This window comes from Ureibacillus sinduriensis BLB-1 = JCM 15800 (genome assembly GCF_000772955.1).
Taxonomy (GTDB): domain Bacteria; phylum Bacillota; class Bacilli; order Bacillales_A; family Planococcaceae; genus Ureibacillus; species Ureibacillus sinduriensis.
In genome coordinates, this window is sequence record NZ_JPVO01000039.1 from 1 (window position 1) to 19251 (window position 19251).

23 protein-coding genes are annotated in these 19251 nt (G+C 38.6%); 6 read left to right on the top strand and 17 right to left on the bottom strand.

The genetic code is table 11. The annotated features are described in order from the left end of the window. Nucleotides 1–474: 474 nt before the first annotated feature. From CD33_RS02885 to CD33_RS02915, 7 genes are all read right to left on the bottom strand, one after another. Nucleotides 475–1080, bottom strand: a complete 606-nt coding sequence (locus CD33_RS02885) for an alpha/beta hydrolase (RefSeq protein WP_036198017.1) — start codon at nt 1078–1080, stop codon at nt 475–477. A 21-nt stretch (nt 1081–1101) separates the two neighbouring features. After that, nucleotides 1102–1713 carry a flavin reductase family protein gene (locus CD33_RS02890; RefSeq protein ID WP_036198019.1) on the bottom strand — a complete coding sequence of 204 codons (612 nt, stop codon included), beginning with the start codon at nt 1711–1713 and terminating at the stop codon, nt 1102–1104. A gap of 10 nt (nt 1714–1723) precedes the next feature. Further along, nucleotides 1724–2662 carry a ring-cleaving dioxygenase gene (locus tag CD33_RS02895; RefSeq protein ID WP_036198021.1) on the bottom strand — a complete coding sequence of 313 codons (939 nt, stop codon included), beginning with the start codon at nt 2660–2662 and terminating at the stop codon, nt 1724–1726. Between the two features lie 270 nt (nt 2663–2932). Beyond that, nucleotides 2933–3526 (bottom strand): NADPH-dependent FMN reductase, encoded by a 594-nt coding sequence (locus tag CD33_RS02900; RefSeq protein WP_084591238.1) that lies wholly within the window; start codon nt 3524–3526, stop codon nt 2933–2935. Nucleotides 3527–3544: 18 nt separating this feature from the next. Next, nucleotides 3545–4528 (bottom strand): ring-cleaving dioxygenase, encoded by a 984-nt coding sequence (locus tag CD33_RS02905; protein ID WP_036198023.1) that lies wholly within the window; start codon nt 4526–4528, stop codon nt 3545–3547. 227 nt (nt 4529–4755) lie between these two features. Further along, entirely contained in the window at nt 4756–5283 is a 528-nt protein-coding gene (locus CD33_RS02910) for a YceI family protein (RefSeq protein WP_036198025.1), read from the bottom strand. A gap of 191 nt (nt 5284–5474) precedes the next feature. Further along, entirely contained in the window at nt 5475–6473 is a 999-nt protein-coding gene (locus CD33_RS02915; protein WP_036198027.1) for a M23 family metallopeptidase, read from the bottom strand. Between the two features lie 252 nt (nt 6474–6725). Between CD33_RS02915 and CD33_RS02920 the strand changes: the two genes are divergently transcribed. Next, complete coding sequence (locus CD33_RS02920) at nt 6726–7043, top strand: thioredoxin family protein (RefSeq protein ID WP_036198029.1); 318 nt, start codon at nt 6726–6728, stop codon at nt 7041–7043. A 169-nt stretch (nt 7044–7212) separates the two neighbouring features. Here the strand turns inward: CD33_RS02920 and CD33_RS02925 are convergent, their stop codons facing one another. The 5 genes from CD33_RS02925 to CD33_RS02945 all read right to left on the bottom strand — a co-directional run bounded on the left by CD33_RS02925 (nt 7213) and on the right by CD33_RS02945 (nt 10938). Further along, entirely contained in the window at nt 7213–8241 is a 1029-nt protein-coding gene (locus tag CD33_RS02925) for a zinc-binding metallopeptidase (protein ID WP_036198031.1), read from the bottom strand. Between the two features lie 169 nt (nt 8242–8410). After that, nucleotides 8411–8755 (bottom strand): GIY-YIG nuclease family protein, encoded by a 345-nt coding sequence (locus CD33_RS02930; RefSeq protein WP_036198034.1) that lies wholly within the window; start codon nt 8753–8755, stop codon nt 8411–8413. Nucleotides 8756–8784: 29 nt separating this feature from the next. After that, complete coding sequence (locus CD33_RS02935) at nt 8785–9540, bottom strand: DUF2087 domain-containing protein (RefSeq protein WP_036198036.1); 756 nt, start codon at nt 9538–9540, stop codon at nt 8785–8787. Between the two features lie 266 nt (nt 9541–9806). Continuing rightward, entirely contained in the window at nt 9807–10022 is a 216-nt protein-coding gene (locus tag CD33_RS02940) for a hypothetical protein (protein WP_036198038.1), read from the bottom strand. 196 nt (nt 10023–10218) lie between these two features. Continuing rightward, entirely contained in the window at nt 10219–10938 is a 720-nt protein-coding gene (locus tag CD33_RS02945) for a TerC family protein (protein ID WP_052129946.1), read from the bottom strand. A 362-nt stretch (nt 10939–11300) separates the two neighbouring features. Between CD33_RS02945 and CD33_RS02950 the strand changes: the two genes are divergently transcribed. Further along, nucleotides 11301–11924, top strand: coding sequence for a DUF1643 domain-containing protein (locus CD33_RS02950; RefSeq protein ID WP_235863396.1), 624 nt, complete (start codon nt 11301–11303; stop codon nt 11922–11924). Nucleotides 11925–12015: 91 nt separating this feature from the next. Here the strand turns inward: CD33_RS02950 and CD33_RS02955 are convergent, their stop codons facing one another. The 3 genes from CD33_RS02955 to CD33_RS02965 form a co-directional block, all read right to left on the bottom strand. Further along, the gene (locus CD33_RS02955; RefSeq protein ID WP_036198044.1) at nt 12016–12546 is read right to left on the bottom strand and encodes a DUF2179 domain-containing protein; all 531 of its coding nucleotides are present in this window, start codon (nt 12544–12546) and stop codon (nt 12016–12018) included. Between the two features lie 148 nt (nt 12547–12694). Then, the gene (locus CD33_RS02960) at nt 12695–13186 is read right to left on the bottom strand and encodes a DinB family protein (protein WP_036198046.1); all 492 of its coding nucleotides are present in this window, start codon (nt 13184–13186) and stop codon (nt 12695–12697) included. 155 nt (nt 13187–13341) lie between these two features. Next, nucleotides 13342–13812, bottom strand: coding sequence for a hypothetical protein (locus CD33_RS02965; protein WP_036198048.1), 471 nt, complete (start codon nt 13810–13812; stop codon nt 13342–13344). Nucleotides 13813–14176: 364 nt separating this feature from the next. Between CD33_RS02965 and CD33_RS02970 the strand changes: the two genes are divergently transcribed. The 4 genes from CD33_RS02970 (at nt 14177) to CD33_RS02985 (ending at nt 17490) form a co-directional block, all read left to right on the top strand. Next, nucleotides 14177–14797 carry a hypothetical protein gene (locus CD33_RS02970; protein ID WP_036198050.1) on the top strand — a complete coding sequence of 207 codons (621 nt, stop codon included), beginning with the start codon at nt 14177–14179 and terminating at the stop codon, nt 14795–14797. 300 nt (nt 14798–15097) lie between these two features. Then, nucleotides 15098–15280: a hypothetical protein gene (locus CD33_RS19745; protein WP_084591239.1), complete on the top strand. Its 183-nt coding sequence runs from the start codon at nt 15098–15100 to the stop codon at nt 15278–15280. 221 nt (nt 15281–15501) lie between these two features. After that, complete coding sequence (locus tag CD33_RS02980) at nt 15502–15804, top strand: DUF4212 domain-containing protein (protein ID WP_036198146.1); 303 nt, start codon at nt 15502–15504, stop codon at nt 15802–15804. A gap of 33 nt (nt 15805–15837) precedes the next feature. Further along, nucleotides 15838–17490: a sodium:solute symporter family protein gene (locus CD33_RS02985; protein WP_036198053.1), complete on the top strand. Its 1653-nt coding sequence runs from the start codon at nt 15838–15840 to the stop codon at nt 17488–17490. A gap of 29 nt (nt 17491–17519) precedes the next feature. Here CD33_RS02985 and CD33_RS02990 read toward each other — a convergent pair whose 3' ends face one another. Further along, complete coding sequence (locus CD33_RS02990; protein ID WP_036198055.1) at nt 17520–18719, bottom strand: MFS transporter; 1200 nt, start codon at nt 18717–18719, stop codon at nt 17520–17522. Between the two features lie 10 nt (nt 18720–18729). Then, on the bottom strand, nt 18730–19152 hold the full coding sequence (locus CD33_RS02995; RefSeq protein WP_052129931.1) for a MarR family winged helix-turn-helix transcriptional regulator: 423 nt from the start codon (nt 19150–19152) through the stop codon (nt 18730–18732). Nucleotides 19153–19251 lie beyond the last annotated feature (99 nt).

A 19251-nucleotide genomic window follows, 5' to 3' on the forward strand; every position in this document is an offset into this window, starting at 1 on the left:
AAGAAACGATATCATTAACGTTTTGTTGTTCAGTTTTCAAGGTTCATTCATTTATTGCCGCTTCATTTTAACAGCGACTTTTATATCATATCACTGTGCTCGTTTGGCGTCAAGAACTTTTAAAATAAAGTTTTTTCATTCAATCGAGACAACTTTTATATAATATCAACTTATCAATCAGAAGTCAACTATCTTTTTCGTTTATTAATAAGTTTTATTGTGCGTCACATCAGCGACTTTTAATATACTACATTGTTCATTCGTCATTGTCAACACTTTATAAATATAAAATCATATTGTTTTACGGCGTACGTTACAATATAAAAGAAAAGAAGCTATTTAATTTAATCTAATTAGAAGGAAAAACAAGTTTCTTTGCTTTAGTCAACGCCTTAGCAACAAAGGAAATTTACTTTTAGAATAAAAAGAGTGCAGATAAAAATCAGGCTAGACTTTATCTGCACATCTATATTGTTATAAATTATTTTCATACCACTGTTTTGCGGCCTGAACTTCATTCATGGTTAATTGGTGGCCGTGATTTTCCCAATGCACATCAACCTTGGCTCCAGCCGCTTCCAGTAATTGCTTAAGTTCCACCGACTCCTGTTGCGGACAAATCGGATCGTTTGTACCAGCTGCTATATATACGTTCTTAGCGGTTAGATCCGGCAATTCAATACCTCGTCTAGGTACCATCGGATGGTGTAAAATTGCTCCCATTAAAGCATCTTTATAATGGAATAAGAGACTTGCTGCAATATTGGCTCCGTTTGAATACCCTAATGCCAGGATGTTTTGGCGATTAAATCTATATTCCTTTGAAGCATGATCTAAAAACTCATTTAATTCCTTTGTGCGGTAAATTAAATCCTCTTCATCAAATACACCTTCTGCTAAACGTCTGAAGAAACGGGGCATGCCATTCTCCAATACATTCCCTCTCACACTTAAATATGAAGCTTCGGGATCTACAATATCAGCTAGTGGAATTAAACCGTTTTCGTCGCCTCCTGTGCCATGCAATAATAGCAATACCGGCTTATCCTGGTTTGTTCCCTCTTTAAATATATGTCTCACGCATTATCCTCCTTGCAATATTTATTCAGGTCTTATAATGGAGAATAATTCTCCTATTTCGGCGTATTCAGAACCCGCCAAACGGCTGACAGGGTTTAATATTTCCGCATTTATTCTGCCATTTTCCTCGTAAATCTCTTCATTTAAATGGAACTGAATTACTTGTCCGATTAGTAGATCACAGAGCGATCCACCTTCTGAATCCAGTGGGATGGCTTTGACCAGTTTGCATTCCATCCGAACTTTCGACTCCCTTATACCCGGTACGCTGATTGATGTGCTTGGAACCTGTGTCATCTTCGCAAGCTCTAGTTCACTTTCGTTAAAAGGCAAAGGTGCTGCTGTTTCATTGACCTGCGTCACATTATCGCGATCGACAATATGAACGACAAATTCTTCATTACTCTTTATATTTCTTGTAGTATCTTTCATGGCCCCATTCTCTCTTTGAATTGCCAAAGAGATCATCGGTGGATGGGCACATACAATATTGAAGTAACTAAAAGGTGCCCCGTTCACGATATTTTGATCAGAGCTTGTTGTCACAAAGGCAATAGGTCTCGGAATAATAGTGCCTTTAAGAATCTTTGAAACTTCGTGTTCAGTAAGATCGTTGGGATTAATGGAAATCATGTCGCCCTCCTTAGTCAAGTGGTCTAACTTCAATAGGGATCAGAGATTTCTCTAGTCGATCCCGTAGATGTTCGTATTGTTCCGGCAGCATTAGCTGGTTACCCATTATCTCGTAAGTCTCATCATGGGCAAAACCAGGTGGATCTGTAGCAATTTCGAATAAAATTTCACCCGACTCACGGAAGTAGATTGCATCAAAGTAGTTCCGATCCTTGATTTCAGTAACGTGTTGGCCTTGATTCATCGCGTAATTCTGCCATTCTCGGTGGTCTTTTGCATCGTTTGCACGCCATGCGATATGATGGACTGTCCCAACACCCATTGTGCCTCGAACACCAGTAGTCATTTTTACATCTATAATATTTCCAATTTCAGCCGTTGCTTTAAAGCGAGTATAATCTCCTTCTGTTCCTACTATCTCTAGTCCCATTACATTAACTAACGTCGCCGCTGTTTCTTCCGGATGAACGGAGTATAGAGTAGCGCCGCCAAATCCCTTAATGGCCACATCTTTTGATATCCCACCAAATGTCCAAGGATCCAACGCTCCATCTCCACGTTCCACTATTTCAAGATGAAGACCATGTGGATCGTCAAATTGGAGATAAGTTTCTCCAAACCGTTTTGCTTCCATATATTCAATTTCAAATTTCAATAAGCGATTTTTCCAAAAATCCAGAGCTCCAGCAGGTACTACATATGTAGTCACACCGACTTGGCCGTCTCCTATTCTCCCCTGGTACGCATTCGCCCAAGGGAAGAATGTAATAATTGAACCAGGATTACCGCTTCCATCACCAAAATATAAATGATATGTTTCTGGATCATCAAAATTAATGGTTTTTTTCACAAGTCTTAAACCTAATACCCCTGCATAAAAATCGATATTTTCTTGAGGATGGCCAACAATCGCAGTAATGTGGTGAATCCCCGTTGTTTGTTTTTTCATAGTGGTGCCTCCTAAAGTTATATGAACATAAAATCTGAGCACATCCTTCAATCGAATTTAATTGATTTGCTCAAATTTCATATTGTTAGAATTAGAATGATGCTTACCTTACAACACGTACACAAATAACTGTGTACATGTTGTCTTTTGTAAGCAATTTTTATGTCCCCATCAGTCAGTTTCTCCAAGCGAATGCGAAAAGTAAGACAATGCCGCATTGCCGTTATCAACAACGCGGAGGCTTGCACATGCACCTTTAGAGCTTTTCTATTAGCGGATAGTTTTTAACGCTGTCGCCCAAGGAATTACTTGGTCCAACATCTGGTTAACAGAATCTGCTTGAACTTCTTTCGGCTTAAAGTCAGTGCCATTTTCAAAATCAGTGAATAAAGATAATGCTGGGTGCACCCGTACGTCCGCTACTAATAATTCACCCAAGATACCGCGCAAGTGCTCTGCAGCACGCGCCCCTCCTACAGAACCGTAAGATACGATTCCAGCCGATTTGTTATTCCACTCTTCTCGCAAATAGTCCAAGGCGTTTTTAAGGGCACCCGTGATAGAGTGATTATATTCTTGTACAATAAAAACAAATCCATCTTGAGCAGCTACTGCTTGTGACCAAGCCGCCACCCCTGAGGTGTCACCGCCTGCTTCCCCTAGCAACGGCAGCTTGTAGTCTGCGATATCAATGATTGTATAGTTTGCGTCCCCGCGTTTGTCTGCTAATTCTTTTACCCAAGAACCCACTTGAGGGCTTACTCGTCCTTCACGAGTTGAACCTAAAATAATACCAATATTTAACTTCGTCATTGTTTGTTCCTCCTCTTGTTTGTTTCCGAATAGTCTATTCAAAAATCCCATCTGATTAAATTCACCTTCTCATTCATATTGTTTTTCGAAATGTTTTGTACTTCGTACTGTATCGATCGGTCTGACTAAATTTACTATTTCATCACGTTTTTCTTCGAAGAATGGTGGTAACGATAACTTTTCACCAAGCGTTTCATATGGTTCATCTCCCATAAATCCCGGGCCATCTGTTGCCAATTCAAATAAAATCGAAGGAGCTACATTTGTGTAGAGTGATCCAAAATAATATCGCTCCACATAACCTGAGTTAGGCAATTTGAATTCTTGCAGACGTTGCTTCCAAGCTTCTAAGTCAGAACGATCATCCACGCGGAAGGCTGTATGATGCACAGTTCCAAATCCCTGTCTAGCTTGAGGTAACACCGTATTGTATTCCAAAATGACTTGGGCACCATTCCCACCTTCGCCCATTTCAAATAGATGGAAAGAATCTTCCTGTGCAATTTCTCTCATAAAGAATACTGTCTCCATAACCTCTTTAAGGTAATCAAAATAAGAAGTGCGGATATGGATTGGTCCCAACCCTGTGATGGCATATTCTAAAGGGATAGGCCCATCTTGCCACGGTGTTCCTGATTCTACACCCTCGTTTAATTCATCAGAAATTAATTGATATTGTTGTTCATCAAAATCGGCGAAACCGATAATTTTCTTGCCGAATTGTTCCTTAATCCCTGTATGCTTCACCTTGAATCGATCAAAGCGTTTTTCCCAATATTGTAATGCGGCATCATCCTGTACACGGAATGATGTTTTTGAGATTTCATTTGTCCCGTGTATTCCTTTTGGAATTCCGGGGAAATCAAAGAACGTCATATCCGTTCCCGGGCTGCCCACATCATCCGCAAAATATAAATGATATGTTTTAATATCATCCTGATTAACGGTTTTCTTTACTAAACGAAGGCCTAATGTGTAAGTAAAGAAATCATAAATCTTTTCCGCACTACTAGTAATTGCTGTTACATGGTGCAATCCTTTTAATTCATCCATTAGTATCACTCCAAAACTATCTCGAATTCGAGATATTTAATTAAAAAAATTTCACTTCTGTCTTCTATATTATTATGGATTGTTTACTTCGCTTTTATTCAGCAACTGTTATTATTCAACTTTGAAAATTACTATTAAGTGAAGAAAACTGTCATCTTGATTTCTTAATTTTTTAAAAGAGGGCAACCAACCTTGTTGTATTGCCCTCTTGTTCCCATTCTTAAGCTTTATGCTACTGGGTTAACTTCCAATTCAACTTTAATTTTAATGTCTTTACCAACTAGTACGCCACCTGTTTCAAGTGCAGCATTCCAAGTTAAACCGAATTCTTCACGGTTAAGTTTAGCTTCCGCTTCGAAACCATAAACTTCTACACCCCATGGATTTTTGCCTTTACCGCCATATTCAACGTCAAATGTTACTGGTTTTGTTACGTCCTTAATTGTTAAATCACCAGTTACTTTGTAGTCATCGCCATCTCTAGTGATGTTTGTTGATTTGAACTCGATTGAAGGGAATTGTTCTGCATCAAAGAAATCCGCACCTTTTAAGTGATTATCGCGGTCTTCGCTGCGTGTATTAACACTTGCAACATCAAATTTGAATGCAATTGTCGCTGAAGTCAAGTCTGCAAGATCTGCTGCTTCTACATCAGCAGTATAAGAATCGAAAGTTCCTTTCACTTTTGAAACCATCATATGTTTTACTTCAAATCCAACACTCGAATGAGATTGATCCACTATCCATTTTGCCATTTTATTTTCCTCCAATGTGTTTATCTTGAAATCGAGATATTATATTAAAAAAATTTTTGTTTGAATTCATTATATTATTTCGAACTGAGTTATCTCTAATTCGAGATAAATTTACCATGATTCGAACTATCTTGTCAATACGTCAATAAAAGTTTTTTAAAAAAGATTGCTCATTTCTGAGCAACCTCCATTTATTTCCTTTGTTGTTTCGTGAATTTTTCCCACTGTACAAGAGAGGGATATGGATCAAATGCCCATTCTGTCCGACCGTTAAATTTATACATTCCATAGTGCAAATGTGGCGGGAATTTCCCGGAAGTGCCTTCTTTCCCATAGCCAGAGCTCCCCACACCGCCTAGTAGCATTCCCGGTTCAACCATGTCGCCTACCTTCAAATCCTTGTTGAAGTATGCTAAATGGGCATAGTAGTGATACGTATTGTGATTATCCCTTATTCCTACACGCCAGCCACCAAATTCATTCCACCCCATCACTTCAACGACGCCATACGAAGTAGAAACTACAGGTGTACTGTAACCGGCAAATATATCAGTTCCTTCATGTATACGTCTTCCACCCCAGCCCCGGTTGGCACCCCAAGTTCCCCTGTAGCTATAATTATATCCACGCACCGGTACAGGGAAAACGTGTGTATCTAAGTCGATTGTGTCATAGTGTTTATACATTTTAGCAATCGTTAGTATCTGATTAACAGCCTCTTCGGTTTGGTAATACTCATACAAAGCAAGTTTGAAATCCTCCTCTGTCGGCCCAAACTGGCTTAAATAATTTGCTATAGTAAAAATCACATCTTCGTCATCGTCCCGGCTCGCATCGCCATCACCATTTCCATCGAGCCCTAAACCTCCAAAATACTCTATTGAGAATGGGGATGTATCATCAGGTTGAGGGTTCAATGCCCCTGCCCAGGACTCTTTAGAAAACTGTATGGCAACGGTGCTTTCTCGTTTGGGTATATCCGGCCTAACTGCTTGGATGTTTCGTTCATATTGGTCGATGGCTGCTAAGTTATACCAAGGGACAATATGGTCTTGAAATTGTATATACATAGACATACGTTGCTCGATTACTTGTTCCCTCGAGGGCGCTTCATTTGCATTAACATCCTCGGAAAGAACTGTAGTGCCAATTAACAGGAATATAGACAATAGTACTAAATGCCGAACCAAAATGAACCCTCCTTCTGCTTTTCACCATTTAGAATGTGCATAAATTTTTAATCCATGACTGCGAACAATTGCATCTATATTTTACAGTCTGAAGGAATCTCGCTGATCGCGTTTAAAAAACTATAACCACATAAATATTTTGTTCGAAATGTGGGATATTATTTAAAGAAGTTTTTGTTATTCCTTAGCTTTCTTATAGGAAATAACCAATTACTTATGGTAAGATGAGGGAAAAGTATTGGGGGAATTTAAGTGGAAAACTTACAATCCGTTGAACAATTTGAAAAGTTGAAAGCAGTAGGAAAAACGATCTTCATGTTTTCAGCAGATTGGTGTGGAGATTGCCGTTTCATTGATCCAGTAATGCCGACAATCGAAGAGAAATATTCGGGCACATATCAATTTATCAAAGTAGATCGGGATGAATTCATCGATTTATGTATTCAGTTAGATATTTTTGGCATCCCTAGTTTCGTTGCATTTAATGATAATGAAGAAATAGGTCGTTTCGTAAACAAGGATCGTAAAACTCAAGAAGAAATCGAGTCATTTATTGATGGTTTAAAATAACAAACATGATTTTTGATTCTGCGGGTACTATAACTGTACAATCAATCATTTAAAAAGCGCCTCCTTTAAGACGCTTTTCATAATAAAATGGACAGATGGCTGCAGAAAATAACATCCCCGACGCAATAGGCGAAGGGGGTTTTTCGCTTTTAAAATAAGCCAATCCTTACTATGAAGGATTGAGTGAACTTCGAACAAGCCATGTTGCTGTTCGAGCTAAAATTTCTGTCCGTAATTGAACCAATTCCTCATACTCATAAAAAAACAAAAGCTTTTCTTCCATTACATTTTTTCCGGAAGGAGTTTCAGTCAACACGAAATGAGCAAAAGATTCCGAGAAATCCTCTTCGGGAGAAGACATGGCATACCTTGAAACATAAAAATCCTCTATCTTCCCATGACCCCCCGGCTCCCAAAATCGTTTATAAAAAGCATTTAAGTAGGCATCCTCATAAAAACAGCCTGAATCCTTTAAAACTAACGAGGTACACCCATCTATTTCTGTCCAATAATCTATTTGACTCTCGTTTAAGGACAGGAAATGTGCATATTCATGCAAGTATGTCACCAATGTTTCAGAAGCAAGTTCAATATCTTCATTATTCATTCCCAACGTCCAAAATCGCCCATATTTATCACGCAAAGAGATATAGGCAAGTGTGTCACCACTTTCAAACACCTCGAATCGATTGATCTCTTTTCGATATTTTTCAGGTATTAGCCAGCTAAAGCTATTCCAAAGATGGGAATGATAATCCGTTAACTCTTTGGAAAGTTTCTGCTCTTCTGCAAAAATCATTTCCCCATCATGATCGACATTATAGCTAGCAAGCAGGGTAATTCCTTCCTGTCCAGTTGCAACAGATTCTTCATAAACTAGTGACCCGTAATCAGCTTCAAGATTTGCAACTATTGTATTGCCCCATTTTGCACAGGAATCAGCATCGTTGCATTCAATGTTCAATGAACAAGTTTTTTCATCTTCGATAAAAACCTCATTCTCGTAGCATGCATTTACCAACTCAATTTCCTCACTGGAAGTCTCCAATTTTAGTTCTTGTTCTGAAACTTCTATAGTTGGACTAGTTTCAATTACTGGTTTTGCATATACCATGACAACTGGATTTTCTTCCACCGACTCTTCACAACCAACTAAAAAAATAATGATGGAAACTAAGAGAAAGCGGAAAAACTTCAAAAAGGCACCCTCCTCCTTTCATAAATGTCACTATATATTACTAAACATAATGATTTGAAATGAATGAAATTTAAACTTTTTCCTAGGAGCTATAATAGACAGCAATTTACTCAAAAGAAAAAAGTGCACAACTTTGTAATTTCGGAACGTGTGCACTTTTGTTATTTTTTTAGTTATATCCATTTTCCCCATAAGGTTTCAACTGTTCCAACCATTTCTCTTCCAGCTCTTTTAAAGCTTCTTTCTCATTATAGTATGGATTATTCTCATCTTTTTTCAATGTCTCCAAGATTTCAATGGAAAAATCATCTTTACCAAATTCATTCCAGTCCGATTGCAATTTTTTATTCATATGTGTATTGTTATTCAGCGTAAATTTAACCCCGTTAATGGTTTTTAGATTTCTCGTACTCTCGACAAATCGCTTTCCATTCATATTATTCTTGATTTGATAAACTCCTGCAACAATTTCCAGTTCCTGGTACATATGTTTTAATTCCTTTTTTCTATCCATATTCTTCACTCACTTCCTGCTTCCCCGCTTTATTTTTTTACCCAATATTCGCTTCCATCAGATTTTCGATCAAAAAATCCATACTCGATTAAATACCTTCTCAGCAGTACAAAATCTTCGTAAATTTCTTTTAAGATCCCGTTCATCTCTTTCTCGTTGTATACTGCCGTTTCATCAAATCTGCCTACAATCGCCCGCAAGATTACAATACGCTGCTTTTCCTTCGGGGGGAATTTTACTAATGGTCCGTTAAGTCCATTTGCAAAATATTTTTCCAATATCTTCTCCTGTTCCTCCGTCGTAACCGAATAACGGTCATCCACCATTGTTGCATGCTTATGGGGAGTTACAAATGATGGCGCATTATGATCTCTTTCTTTTAGCAACTCCATAATGGCTAGCAATGTTTTTGCCTGACGTTCTTTTTCCTTCAATACAAAACGGTGATGGCGAATTGTCGAGCTGCTTCCTATTCCCATCTCTTCCTGCACTTCTTTATCACGTTTTCCTGCATAAAAATATCGTAAGAGTGTTGTTTGATGCTCTGTTAACCCTGTAAATTTTTTATCTAAGTCAACTAAATATTCAAACACCGAACCGTGACTTTGTTCAATATGCAGCCTGATAAAGCGCTGTGCTTCATACAGAATCCCGCCTTGAGGATAGATAACGCCTTTTTCCACTGTTTGCCCACACATCAGACATATAAATTGGTTCGCATCCTCTGTGTATCCTTTCTTCATTTCATCCAACTTAGCATTCCAAAACAATTCTGATTGGCTCATATATAGTACAAACCTCTTTTCTCTAAACGAACATCAATTATGTTTGCTATAAATTAAACTAAATAACATTTCGTTTGTATTATTACTAACAATTTAACAAAACGTTTATTTGGTGTCAAGATGGATGGTAAAAGTTAATATTTGTTTTCACGAACAAGTGATAAGAGTCTAAAGGGGAATTTCTTCATTATGCTAATAATATAAAGATAGATGGGAACACAAAAAAAGAGAGAAGTAACTCTCCCCTCCGATTCGGTCCTCTTCGTTTAGTTGACGAACAATAACTTTGTAGCAATATATTTCCTAGCTTCGGCAGTTAGTAATTTTAGTTGGACGACTTCCCGTTCACTAGCCCCTTCACCTGTAACAAAATCAACAAATGTACCACTTAAATTCTCAAAGATACTGATGACTTGATAGCCTCTGTCAAAGTAACTATCGATTTTACTTTTCTCCTCCATATATGTTTCATATTCAGACATACCCACACCTCGCTTTATACTAGAAGTCGATTCACTGACCAAAAGCATCATTACAAGATATGTGGTCATATTGCATTTTATGCCTGCCTTTCACATTTATGTCCAAATTAACCCCATTGGATCTTTCTTTACGGGAGCAACACCGGTGAAAGAAAAAAGTGAAAAGCTTGAACTTTTCACCTCATCGTTTGTCTATTTAATTCACTGTACTTTTTTTGCTTCGAACCGCATGAATAATAAAAGTTAGAATAAACGCCAAAATCAATACGATTATAAATATTTCGTTTGGAATATGTATATCTATAATAGTGAGTCCCATTTTGACAGCAATGAAGACAATCAAAACGTAAGCAGTCGTTTCCAGTTCCGGCACTTTATTCATCAAGGCGATAAAGAACGTAGCAATCCCTCGCATTAACAGAATTCCAATCATACCACCAAGCAACACGACCCAAACTTGTTCAGAAATGGCTAGTGCCGTTAAAATACTATCTACGGAAAAGGCCAAATCCATGAGCTCCACACTTATAACCGTAGCCCAAAACACTCCGAATACCCTAACAAGCCAGCCCTTTGGTTTGGCGTCAGCTTCGTCGTCTCCATCTTTTCCTTTACTTTTCTCGCGGAAAAACTTAATAGCGAGGTACAATAAATAAAGTGCGCCGATCAATTTAATTGCCCAGAATTTAATCAATACAGTACCCAGTCCAATAAAAATGAAACGGAATATGTAAGCTCCCCATAAGCCATAAATTAGCGCCTTTTTTTGCTGTTCTTTTGGTAGTGGCTTTACAAATGCAGAAAGCACCAATGCGTTATCTGCAGATAATATGCATTCCATGACAGCCAAAGATAAAATAAGTCCCCAGCTTTCCGAACTTGATAAAGCTTCTACCCACATATGCCAATCGAACATGGAAGCATAGGTTGAAAATATTTCTTCTAGCACTTGATTCGTCTCCTTGAAAATATGAATTGTCAATTATATTTCGTAACAGAAAAAGATATATCTATATAATTGTTGAACTTCTTTAGTTTTTTGCATCAATTATATAGCATATTATTTCTGATAGTTTTTATTATATACCTTCAAATAAATTTCAACCATTTTCGACTACAATTATTATATATATTTACTTCCCAACATCCCCCCTCTTCTTCATCGAATTACTTTTCTGGAAAAATTATTGTCATTATGAGTTTAAGATACTAATTCCCCTAATTTGCGAATATGATGAATAACACTACGTATAGATGGGGGTTAGGGAGTTGGAAAATGTGAAAGCAATCGCTACCTTTCAACTAATTGGGGAGGAAGTTTATCGGACAAATACGTATATACAATTCGGCACTTCCCGGAAGTCGCTAGGTGCAGTAGTTATGTTAAATCCCGGTTCTGCCGATTTGCAAGGAGAAGCAAGGAAGAAGCTGATTATGAACGGTTCCCATACCGATGAAACAACTATTGACAATACCATGCGGCAACTAATCCAATTTATGAAGGAAGCTCACACAAATTTGGATGGCCGGCTTCATATCTATAATTTATTTTACGTAAGAAATACGAACGGGGTGGAATCCATAAACCTTTTTGAACATTTAAAGGCCACTGGAAAATACCCTACCATTGCACTGCCTTCTTTATTTGAAATGACGCAGCATCCCTGGTTACTAATTGGCTGGGGTGTCGAGAAAAGAAGCAAATGGAAGTATTTCGAAAAAGAAAAAAGAGAATGGCTCCAGCTAATCCAGGATAGCGGTATTCCTTCATTCGGAATACTTTCCGAAAACAATGAATACTACCACCCGTGCCCAAGAGGTCCCGTCAAGACTGAAAGACTCCAACAACTCATCGAAGCATATAACTCAAACATCAAACCGCTATCAATAAAAAAGCTGTAAAACCCTCCTTTTCAACCGATTACTACTCACTAGCGTATTTACTTTCTAGCCAAATGAGGAAAAGAGCTAGGATACCTTTCCTAGTTCTTACTCATTGTCTAAGTTTGGCTTGTTTCCGCATTCGGTCAACTAAGAAACCGCCCTTAAATGATTTTGGTTCATATGATATGATAAACGCTTTTGGCTCAATTGATTCAACTAATGTAAATACTTCTTTTTCGCGATTTCGTTTTGCCAATATCTCATATTTGTAACGGTCACTATCTCGCCCTTCGCCTATGTAGGTTGTTATGGCAAACCCATTTATTCTTAACGTATCAATCAGCTCTTGATTTTTATCTTGGGTATTAATCGTGATATATACATAGCCAATAGCCAATTTATTTTCTATCTTCGTTCCCAAGAACATTCCCAATCCAAACCCTACAGCATAGACAATCATCGCTACCAAGCTTTGATCACCATTGAATACTAAAGAAAGCCCGAAAACATAAATAAGCATCTCCAATATTCCAAAAATCGCCGCAAATAAAGTAAGATTTTTTACCAGGAAAATCGTTCGTAATGTTAGTAGGGGGACGTACACGAGCTGTAATATCAGAATCAAAATTATGTTAGACATCCGAACTCCTCTTTCAAAAGTTATATACTCTTATTGTTTACCCATAACGCCGCATTGTACTCTTATTATTTTTAAGGAGCGGAGCTGTGAATGATGAAAAAAAAAGAGTCACTAGCTTCTGACTAGCGGCTCGAAGTGATTTTTTAAATTATTTTCTTGTCAGTGCTTCTTTAATTTCCTCAATTTGACCAATGTGCCGCTGTTCATGGTAGCCAACCAATGCAATCCATTGATTTATGCTCAGTACTCCAAAACGGCGATGAGCAAACGTCTTTTGGCTCAACTCTTCCTCGTTATGCAAGTGTGCAATCTGTTTTAAAGATGCTCTTGATGCAGCTAATTTCTCATTCAGCTCCTCTAACGTGTGAAAATTGTTGGATGGGACTAAATAATCTGGAGCATCGATTTTCTTCGTGCGGTCTACAACAACATGAAGAGGGAATGTGCCGGGTTCTTCATGTTCCTCCTCGTTGAGCGCGTTGTGGATCTGCCCTACTATCTTTTCTTCCATAATATATAAATGCTCAAGGACCTGAGCGATACTCCATGACCCTTCCGCCACAACCTCGTTAAGCTGTTCATCTGTTAAACTACCAACACTTTCCAGTATTTCCTCACGTACTCTATCAAGATTCTCCATTATCCTTCACCCCATAAATAGTCATTACTATAACATATTCCTTTCCTAGCTGACTTAGAACAACCCGAAAACATCAAAAGTGAGATACACGAGGCATCTCACTTTGCAGTAGGATTGATTCAAAATTTAGGGGTGTGAATCACTAGATTAGCGGATTAATAGCATTGGAAGAACAAGATATTATTTCGGTTGATAGAGTCATAAACCCAGCCTCTTGTTCCTCTCCATCGGAAACCGATAATTTGGTTTCCAAAGGCCAGCATCGGGAAGAACCAAAAGCTATTGCCGTTTCTCATCCACACAAAAGTGTTTCTGAAAAAGCAACGTCTTATTCCACCTACTCCACCACCACGAGTGAATTGTTGTTGCTGAAGTGTTGTCATTTGAGGTGTAAAGTTGGGTGGAGGTGAAGTCGGTGCTTGTAGTTGACCTTGACCACCCCCTGGGAAACCTCCTGGACTACCCGGGAAACCTCCAGGGAAACCGGGCATACCTGGGAAGCCACCAGGCACACCAGGTGCCCCCCCTGGAAATCCAGGTTGTCTTCCACCTCTTCCACGACCTCTTCTCGGAGATTCATCATCAAATCGATCTAAAAAATCATCATCATAATCAAAAGGGTACATTTCACTCCTCCTTTCTACTAAACTACAATCAATTTATGTAGAAATCGGAAGCCCACATAGGTTGAATATCCCTACTTTAAAAGTTTATAAGGAAAATTGGCGTACTTCCTTTTTTATTGCAAAATAAAGAATTGAACATACTTATTTTATCGGTAACCCATACTGCATCGATAGATAAAGCAATAATGATGAATATTATTAAATTTTGTGAATATGTTTTAACGAATCGCTTTTTCTTAAGCAGCCAAAAATTGGCTTAACAACCTAGAAGGAGCTGAATGCTATTCTTCAATTTGTCATTCCGAGGGAAAAATACAGCCTATGTCTTGTAAATCCAAGTAAAAAGGACGTTCATGATGTTTATTTGAAGTATTCTGGTCACGCGGTGGAAGGTTCGACTTATTACGAATTCGAACCAGTCCAAATGCAGACTGATGTACTTTACGGAGAGAGTTACGCCATTTTGGAAGAAGACAATACATGGGCAGTCGACACAACATTTCATTATGAAGTACTTTATGTTTCTGATGAAGGTCTTATTTTAAAGAAATTTTATCGCAAAAAATTAGACAATGTGCAAACGCTGGAATCCCATCCACTATTTCAATCGGCCATCTGTGTAATAGAAGAAACGGCGAGCGAATACATTAACGAGGAAGATATTATTCAAATTGTCACAAAAGATGTGTACGCTTCGAAAGTCCCCATGAACAGTAGCACTTATCGGTATTTGATGGAAAGAAGCGAGTTATTCGAGCAGTTTTTTGAAGATCTATATAGTGAGATGGACCAGTATTATAATGGAGTTAAACAGAATGCCCCGGAAAAATGGGATTTTGCAAATTTCCTTCAAACAAGTTATGGTGTGCAGTTTGAACAATCTGAAGGAGCAGACATTATATTATCGAACTGTCTGGGAATAATGCGAAAATTAAATTTAACTTATGAAGAGATGGCTGAGTATTTTTGTAAATACATCTACTAGTGAATAATTGGCCTAATCATTAGTTGGGCCAATTAAATTTATCATTCCGCACATACTTCCCCTTCCTATTTTAGATTCCCCCTTTTATTTTAAAAGCCATATTCAATATCCTCGAAAGATTACAGATGATAAACAATCCCATTTAACTATTTTTATTGAGGATCGGCCAATTCGTATGTTGGGTATAATAGCGTTTTTTTGATTTTATGAACAATTTTTTCTTTGAAAATCAATAATATTGTGACGATTTTCCTCATAAGTTTTAAACATAAAAAAATTTGCTGGCGAAGAAGGAGGTCATTGGTCATTTTATACGTATTTCTAGTACTCTCAGGGCTCTGTTTATTAGTCGCTTTAAGAAGAAAACGCTTTGGCGTTTTAGCCGTCCCGTTTGTTGCGATCGCACTATATATAGTTGCTGAAATCATACTCGTACCGGCCCCGTTTATCGATACCGTAAAATTTATCTTTAGCCTGCAGTAACCATACTGCCTTAACCTCCCATCAGTAATTCCAGCTAACCAGCCAATCAACTAATTTCTCATCATTTACTCGCATTTTTATTTTTCCCATGCCCCAACAAATGGGGCAGGTAAAAATACAATCCGTTCATAAAGGAGGTTGGAGGAAAGACTTTGCAAGAAAGATGATAAACATCCTTGCAACAAAAAATTTTTAAGGAAATCGAGAACAGGGGTGATATAGTGAAAAAAATCGACAAAAGTAAAGCAGATGCGTACTTCCGTGAAAAAAATACTTATATGATCGTTTACTTTATCATTTGGGCGATTGTTTCTTATGGCATAGTTCTTTTTGCTGAACCTTTAAGCGATATTTACTTTAATGGATTTCCATTACACTACTACATGGGAGCACAAGGCGCTTTAGCAGTCTTCATCATTTTACTGTTTGTTAATGCCGTTATGGGGGATAAAATCGACAAAAAGTATGGAATTGACCCTAACAAGAACGAGGCGATTGGACGGGGGTCTACGGTCGATCATTAATGTTTGGAACATAGCGACAAAGGGGGATGATTTTTGGATACACAGTTTATTACATCGTTAGCAATCATTTTAGCGACATTTGCTTTGTATATTTTTATAGCCATTTATAATAAGGCAAAAGAAACATCAGAATTCTACGTCGCCGGCCGTGGGGTTCCACCGATTTGGAACGGTATGGCTATTGGCGCCGACTGGATGAGTGCCGCTTCTTTCATCGGTATGGCCGGGACAATTATGATGTTGGGCTACGATGGTTTAGCCTACATTATGGGTTGGACTGGTGGTTATTTACTTTTAACATTCTTGCTTGCTCCCCAACTAAGAAAGTCCGGAAGTTATACTGTACCTGAATTTATCGGGGATCGCTATAAAAGTAAGACAGCGCTCATTATTGCCGCTATTTGTACGATGATTATCAGTTTCACTTACTCGATTGGCCAGTTATCTGGATCCGGTGTAGTTATCGGCCGTCTTTTCGAAATTGATGCGAAACTCGGAACGATGATTGGTGTGGTATTAATAGCATTCTATGCCGCATTTGGGGGAATGAAAGGGATTACATGGACACAAGTTGCCCAATATATTGTGCTGATTGTTGCTTATCTTGTACCCGTTATCTTCATGTCGCTGCAGATTACGGGCAACCCGCTACCATGGTTATCATATGGGGAGATTGTTGGAAAGTTGGGTGAACTCGACCGGGAATTAGGGTTATCTGAATACTTTGCACCATTTGAAAAAGGTACCAAGTGGCAATTCCTTGCATTGATGTTTACTTTAATGGCGGGTACTGCCGGTCTTCCTCACGTTATTGCACGTTTCTATACCGTATCAACGATGAAAGCCGCTCGTTGGTCAGGTGCTTGGGCGCTATTATTCATCGGGCTATTATACTTCTCTGCACCGGCATATGCGGCATTTTCCCGTTTCATCCTAATGACTCAAGTTGCTGGCAGTAAAATTGCGGAACTTCCGGCGTGGACAAAAACATGGGTGGACACCGGGCTTTTAAAAGTGGCCGATACTAGTGGAAATGGAATTCTTGAGTGGAGTGAGCTAATTATCGCAAATGACATTGTCGTAATGGCCACACCGGAAATTGCAAACCTGGGCATATTCGTTATCGGCCTAGTTGCTGCCGGTGCTATGGCTGCAGCCCTTTCAACGGCAGGCGGCTTATTGATTGCCATTTCATCTGCATTTGCTCATGATATTTATTATCGTATTATAAAACCGACTGCCACTGATAAACAACGTTTAAATGTTGGACGTATTACAATTGTTATAGCTACACTTTTAGCTGGCTTAGTAGCCCTAAATCCTCCGGGAGCCATTACACAAATTGTGGCTTGGGCATTCGCACTCGCTACAGGAACATTCTTCCCAGCATTAGTGCTAGGTGTATGGTGGAAGCGTTCAAATTCGAAAGGTTTAATCGCCGGCTTACTGGTTGGTTTGGGCGTAACTTTAACTTACATCTTTGCGGCGAAATACGGAGGCTTTACAATTCTCGGAATTATCGATACTGGTGCAGGAGTATTCGGCGCAATTGCGGCATTTGCAACGAACATCATCGTATCCCTTGCAACAAAACCACCTTCACAAGAAATCCAAGATGCCGTTATCAACCTTCGCTACCCTGAACAAATGACCTACAAAGACGGCGAAGTTTATATGGAAGAATAAAAAAAGAAAGTGCCAGGCACTCAAACAATTCAGAATTGTTTGAGTGCCTGGTACTTTTTGTGGACCAAGAAGTAGTATAAAACTAGAGCCAACAGAATAATAGGCACCATTGCCAGGAATAGTTGACGATAGGTTGTGTAAGGTTCTACCAGGCCTAATATAAACGGACCTACCCCTAAACCAATATCGAGCAGTATAAAATAAGTAGATGTCGCCAATCCGTAACGATGCGGTTCAGTTGATTTGACTGCTAGTGCTTGTGCAATTGAGTTCATATTTCCATATCCGATGCCGATTAATCCCGCAGCAATCAAGAAAACAATTGAATTCGTCGCTTGGCTAAATAGAAACATACCCATTGCAAAGATAGCTAACGCTGGATAAGAAACTATATTCGCCCCTTTGCGATCCATCAATGGGCCCGTAATCGGACGTGTGCAGAGGATTGTTATAGCATAAACAAGGAAAAAGAAACTTCCCGCTTTTACTAAATTGATACTCTCAGAATAGAATGAGAGAAAAGACATCACACCGGAATATGCAAATCCGATAAACAATACGATAATGGAAATCGGCAATGCTTTCGGTTCGATATAATTACTTAATTTAAAGCCTTTTTCATCTGTTGCTTCTGTAACTTTTGCCGGCGCTTTTATATGATTCAAGTTCACCGTGAAGTACATCAATACACAGACAACCACCAATATGGCATTAAACAAGAAGATCGAGGTGAAACTCTCTGTATGTTGAGTAAGCAGTATTCCGATGAAAGGACCAATTGCCGTTGCCAGAACCGCACTCATGGAGAAATAGCCAATTCCTTCACCACGTCTAGATGGAGGAATAATTTGTGCAATTAATGTTCCTGTCGTGGTCCCTATAATTCCGACCGCAATCCCATGCAATAAACGAATCAATATTAACATTGGTAAGTTGATGGCAATAAAATATGCCCATGTTGTAATGAAGAAGGCGATCAACCCGATTTGAAAGGTTCTCTTACTTCCTATAGAGGTGATCACGCGCCCTGTCAGTAGCCGTCCCAATAAGGAACCAACTATAAAAATACTGGATACTAATCCCGCTATGCTTGTCGACGCATTGAATTTATCTACTGCAAATCCAGCTATGACAACAATTAACAAATAAAAAATTAACGTAACCAAAAAGTTGGTCAACGATATCATGATAAAATTTTTGGTCCATAGCGGTTCTTTTTGTTTTACCATCTTAATTCTCCTACCTTAATAATTTTACTAGTATTTGATTTAACACATCCCGGGTAGTCTTTAAATCCGCTTCGTCAATTCCGACCGTAAGCTCATCTAAGAATATAGATAGCTCTGTTTGCAGGGATGTATACACTTCCGATCCTCGTGCAGTGAGGTGGACATACTTTTCTCTTTTGTCATCCCCTTGCTGTATTTCAACGTACCCTAGTTCCATCAGCTTTTGAATAATACGTGTCACGCTAGGTTTTTCCACTCGTGTTTCTTTTGCCAATTCTGCCAAAGTACAAGATTTTTTAATGCTGATCAAGCGCAATACCACCCACTGAGATGTATATAGTTGATGCTTCGCCAATCGATTGTTCACGGCGTTCACATAAGGCCTGTACAAGTCCCTGTAGCTATCAAAAAGGGTTGGTTCCATATTATTCATTCAATAACCTCCATAATAGATAGTTAACCTAACTAACTATTATACTTTACACTAGATTAAAAACGAAGTCCAGATGGTAAAACAAATAACATTCACTAA

Bases quoted from the DNA above. Each gene is read 5' to 3' on its own strand.
- CD33_RS02955 (WP_036198044.1), bottom strand. From the start codon at position 12,546: ATGTCTAACATAATTTTGATTCTGATATTACAGCTCGTGTACGTCCCC.
- CD33_RS02895 (WP_036198021.1), bottom strand. From the start codon at position 2,662: ATGAAAAAACAAACAACGGGGATTCACCACATTACTGCGATTGTTGGC.
- CD33_RS02965 (WP_036198048.1), bottom strand. From the start codon at position 13,812: ATGTACCCTTTTGATTATGATGATGATTTTTTAGATCGATTTGATGAT.
- CD33_RS02940 (WP_036198038.1), bottom strand. From the start codon at position 10,022: ATGTCTGAATATGAAACATATATGGAGGAGAAAAGTAAAATCGATAGT.
- CD33_RS02930 (WP_036198034.1), bottom strand. From the start codon at position 8,755: ATGGATAGAAAAAAGGAATTAAAACATATGTACCAGGAACTGGAAATT.
- CD33_RS02935 (WP_036198036.1), bottom strand. From the start codon at position 9,540: ATGAGCCAATCAGAATTGTTTTGGAATGCTAAGTTGGATGAAATGAAG.
- CD33_RS02995 (WP_052129931.1), bottom strand. From the start codon at position 19,152: ATGAATAATATGGAACCAACCCTTTTTGATAGCTACAGGGACTTGTAC.
- CD33_RS02990 (WP_036198055.1), bottom strand. From the start codon at position 18,719: ATGGTAAAACAAAAAGAACCGCTATGGACCAAAAATTTTATCATGATA.
- CD33_RS02960 (WP_036198046.1), bottom strand. From the start codon at position 13,186: ATGGAGAATCTTGATAGAGTACGTGAGGAAATACTGGAAAGTGTTGGT.
- CD33_RS02890 (WP_036198019.1), bottom strand. From the start codon at position 1,713: ATGATTTCCATTAATCCCAACGATCTTACTGAACACGAAGTTTCAAAG.
- CD33_RS02905 (WP_036198023.1), bottom strand. From the start codon at position 4,528: ATGGATGAATTAAAAGGATTGCACCATGTAACAGCAATTACTAGTAGT.
- CD33_RS02910 (WP_036198025.1), bottom strand. From the start codon at position 5,283: ATGGCAAAATGGATAGTGGATCAATCTCATTCGAGTGTTGGATTTGAA.
- CD33_RS02945 (WP_052129946.1), bottom strand. From the start codon at position 10,938: ATGTTCGATTGGCATATGTGGGTAGAAGCTTTATCAAGTTCGGAAAGC.
- CD33_RS02900 (WP_084591238.1), bottom strand. From the start codon at position 3,526: ATGGGATTTTTGAATAGACTATTCGGAAACAAACAAGAGGAGGAACAA.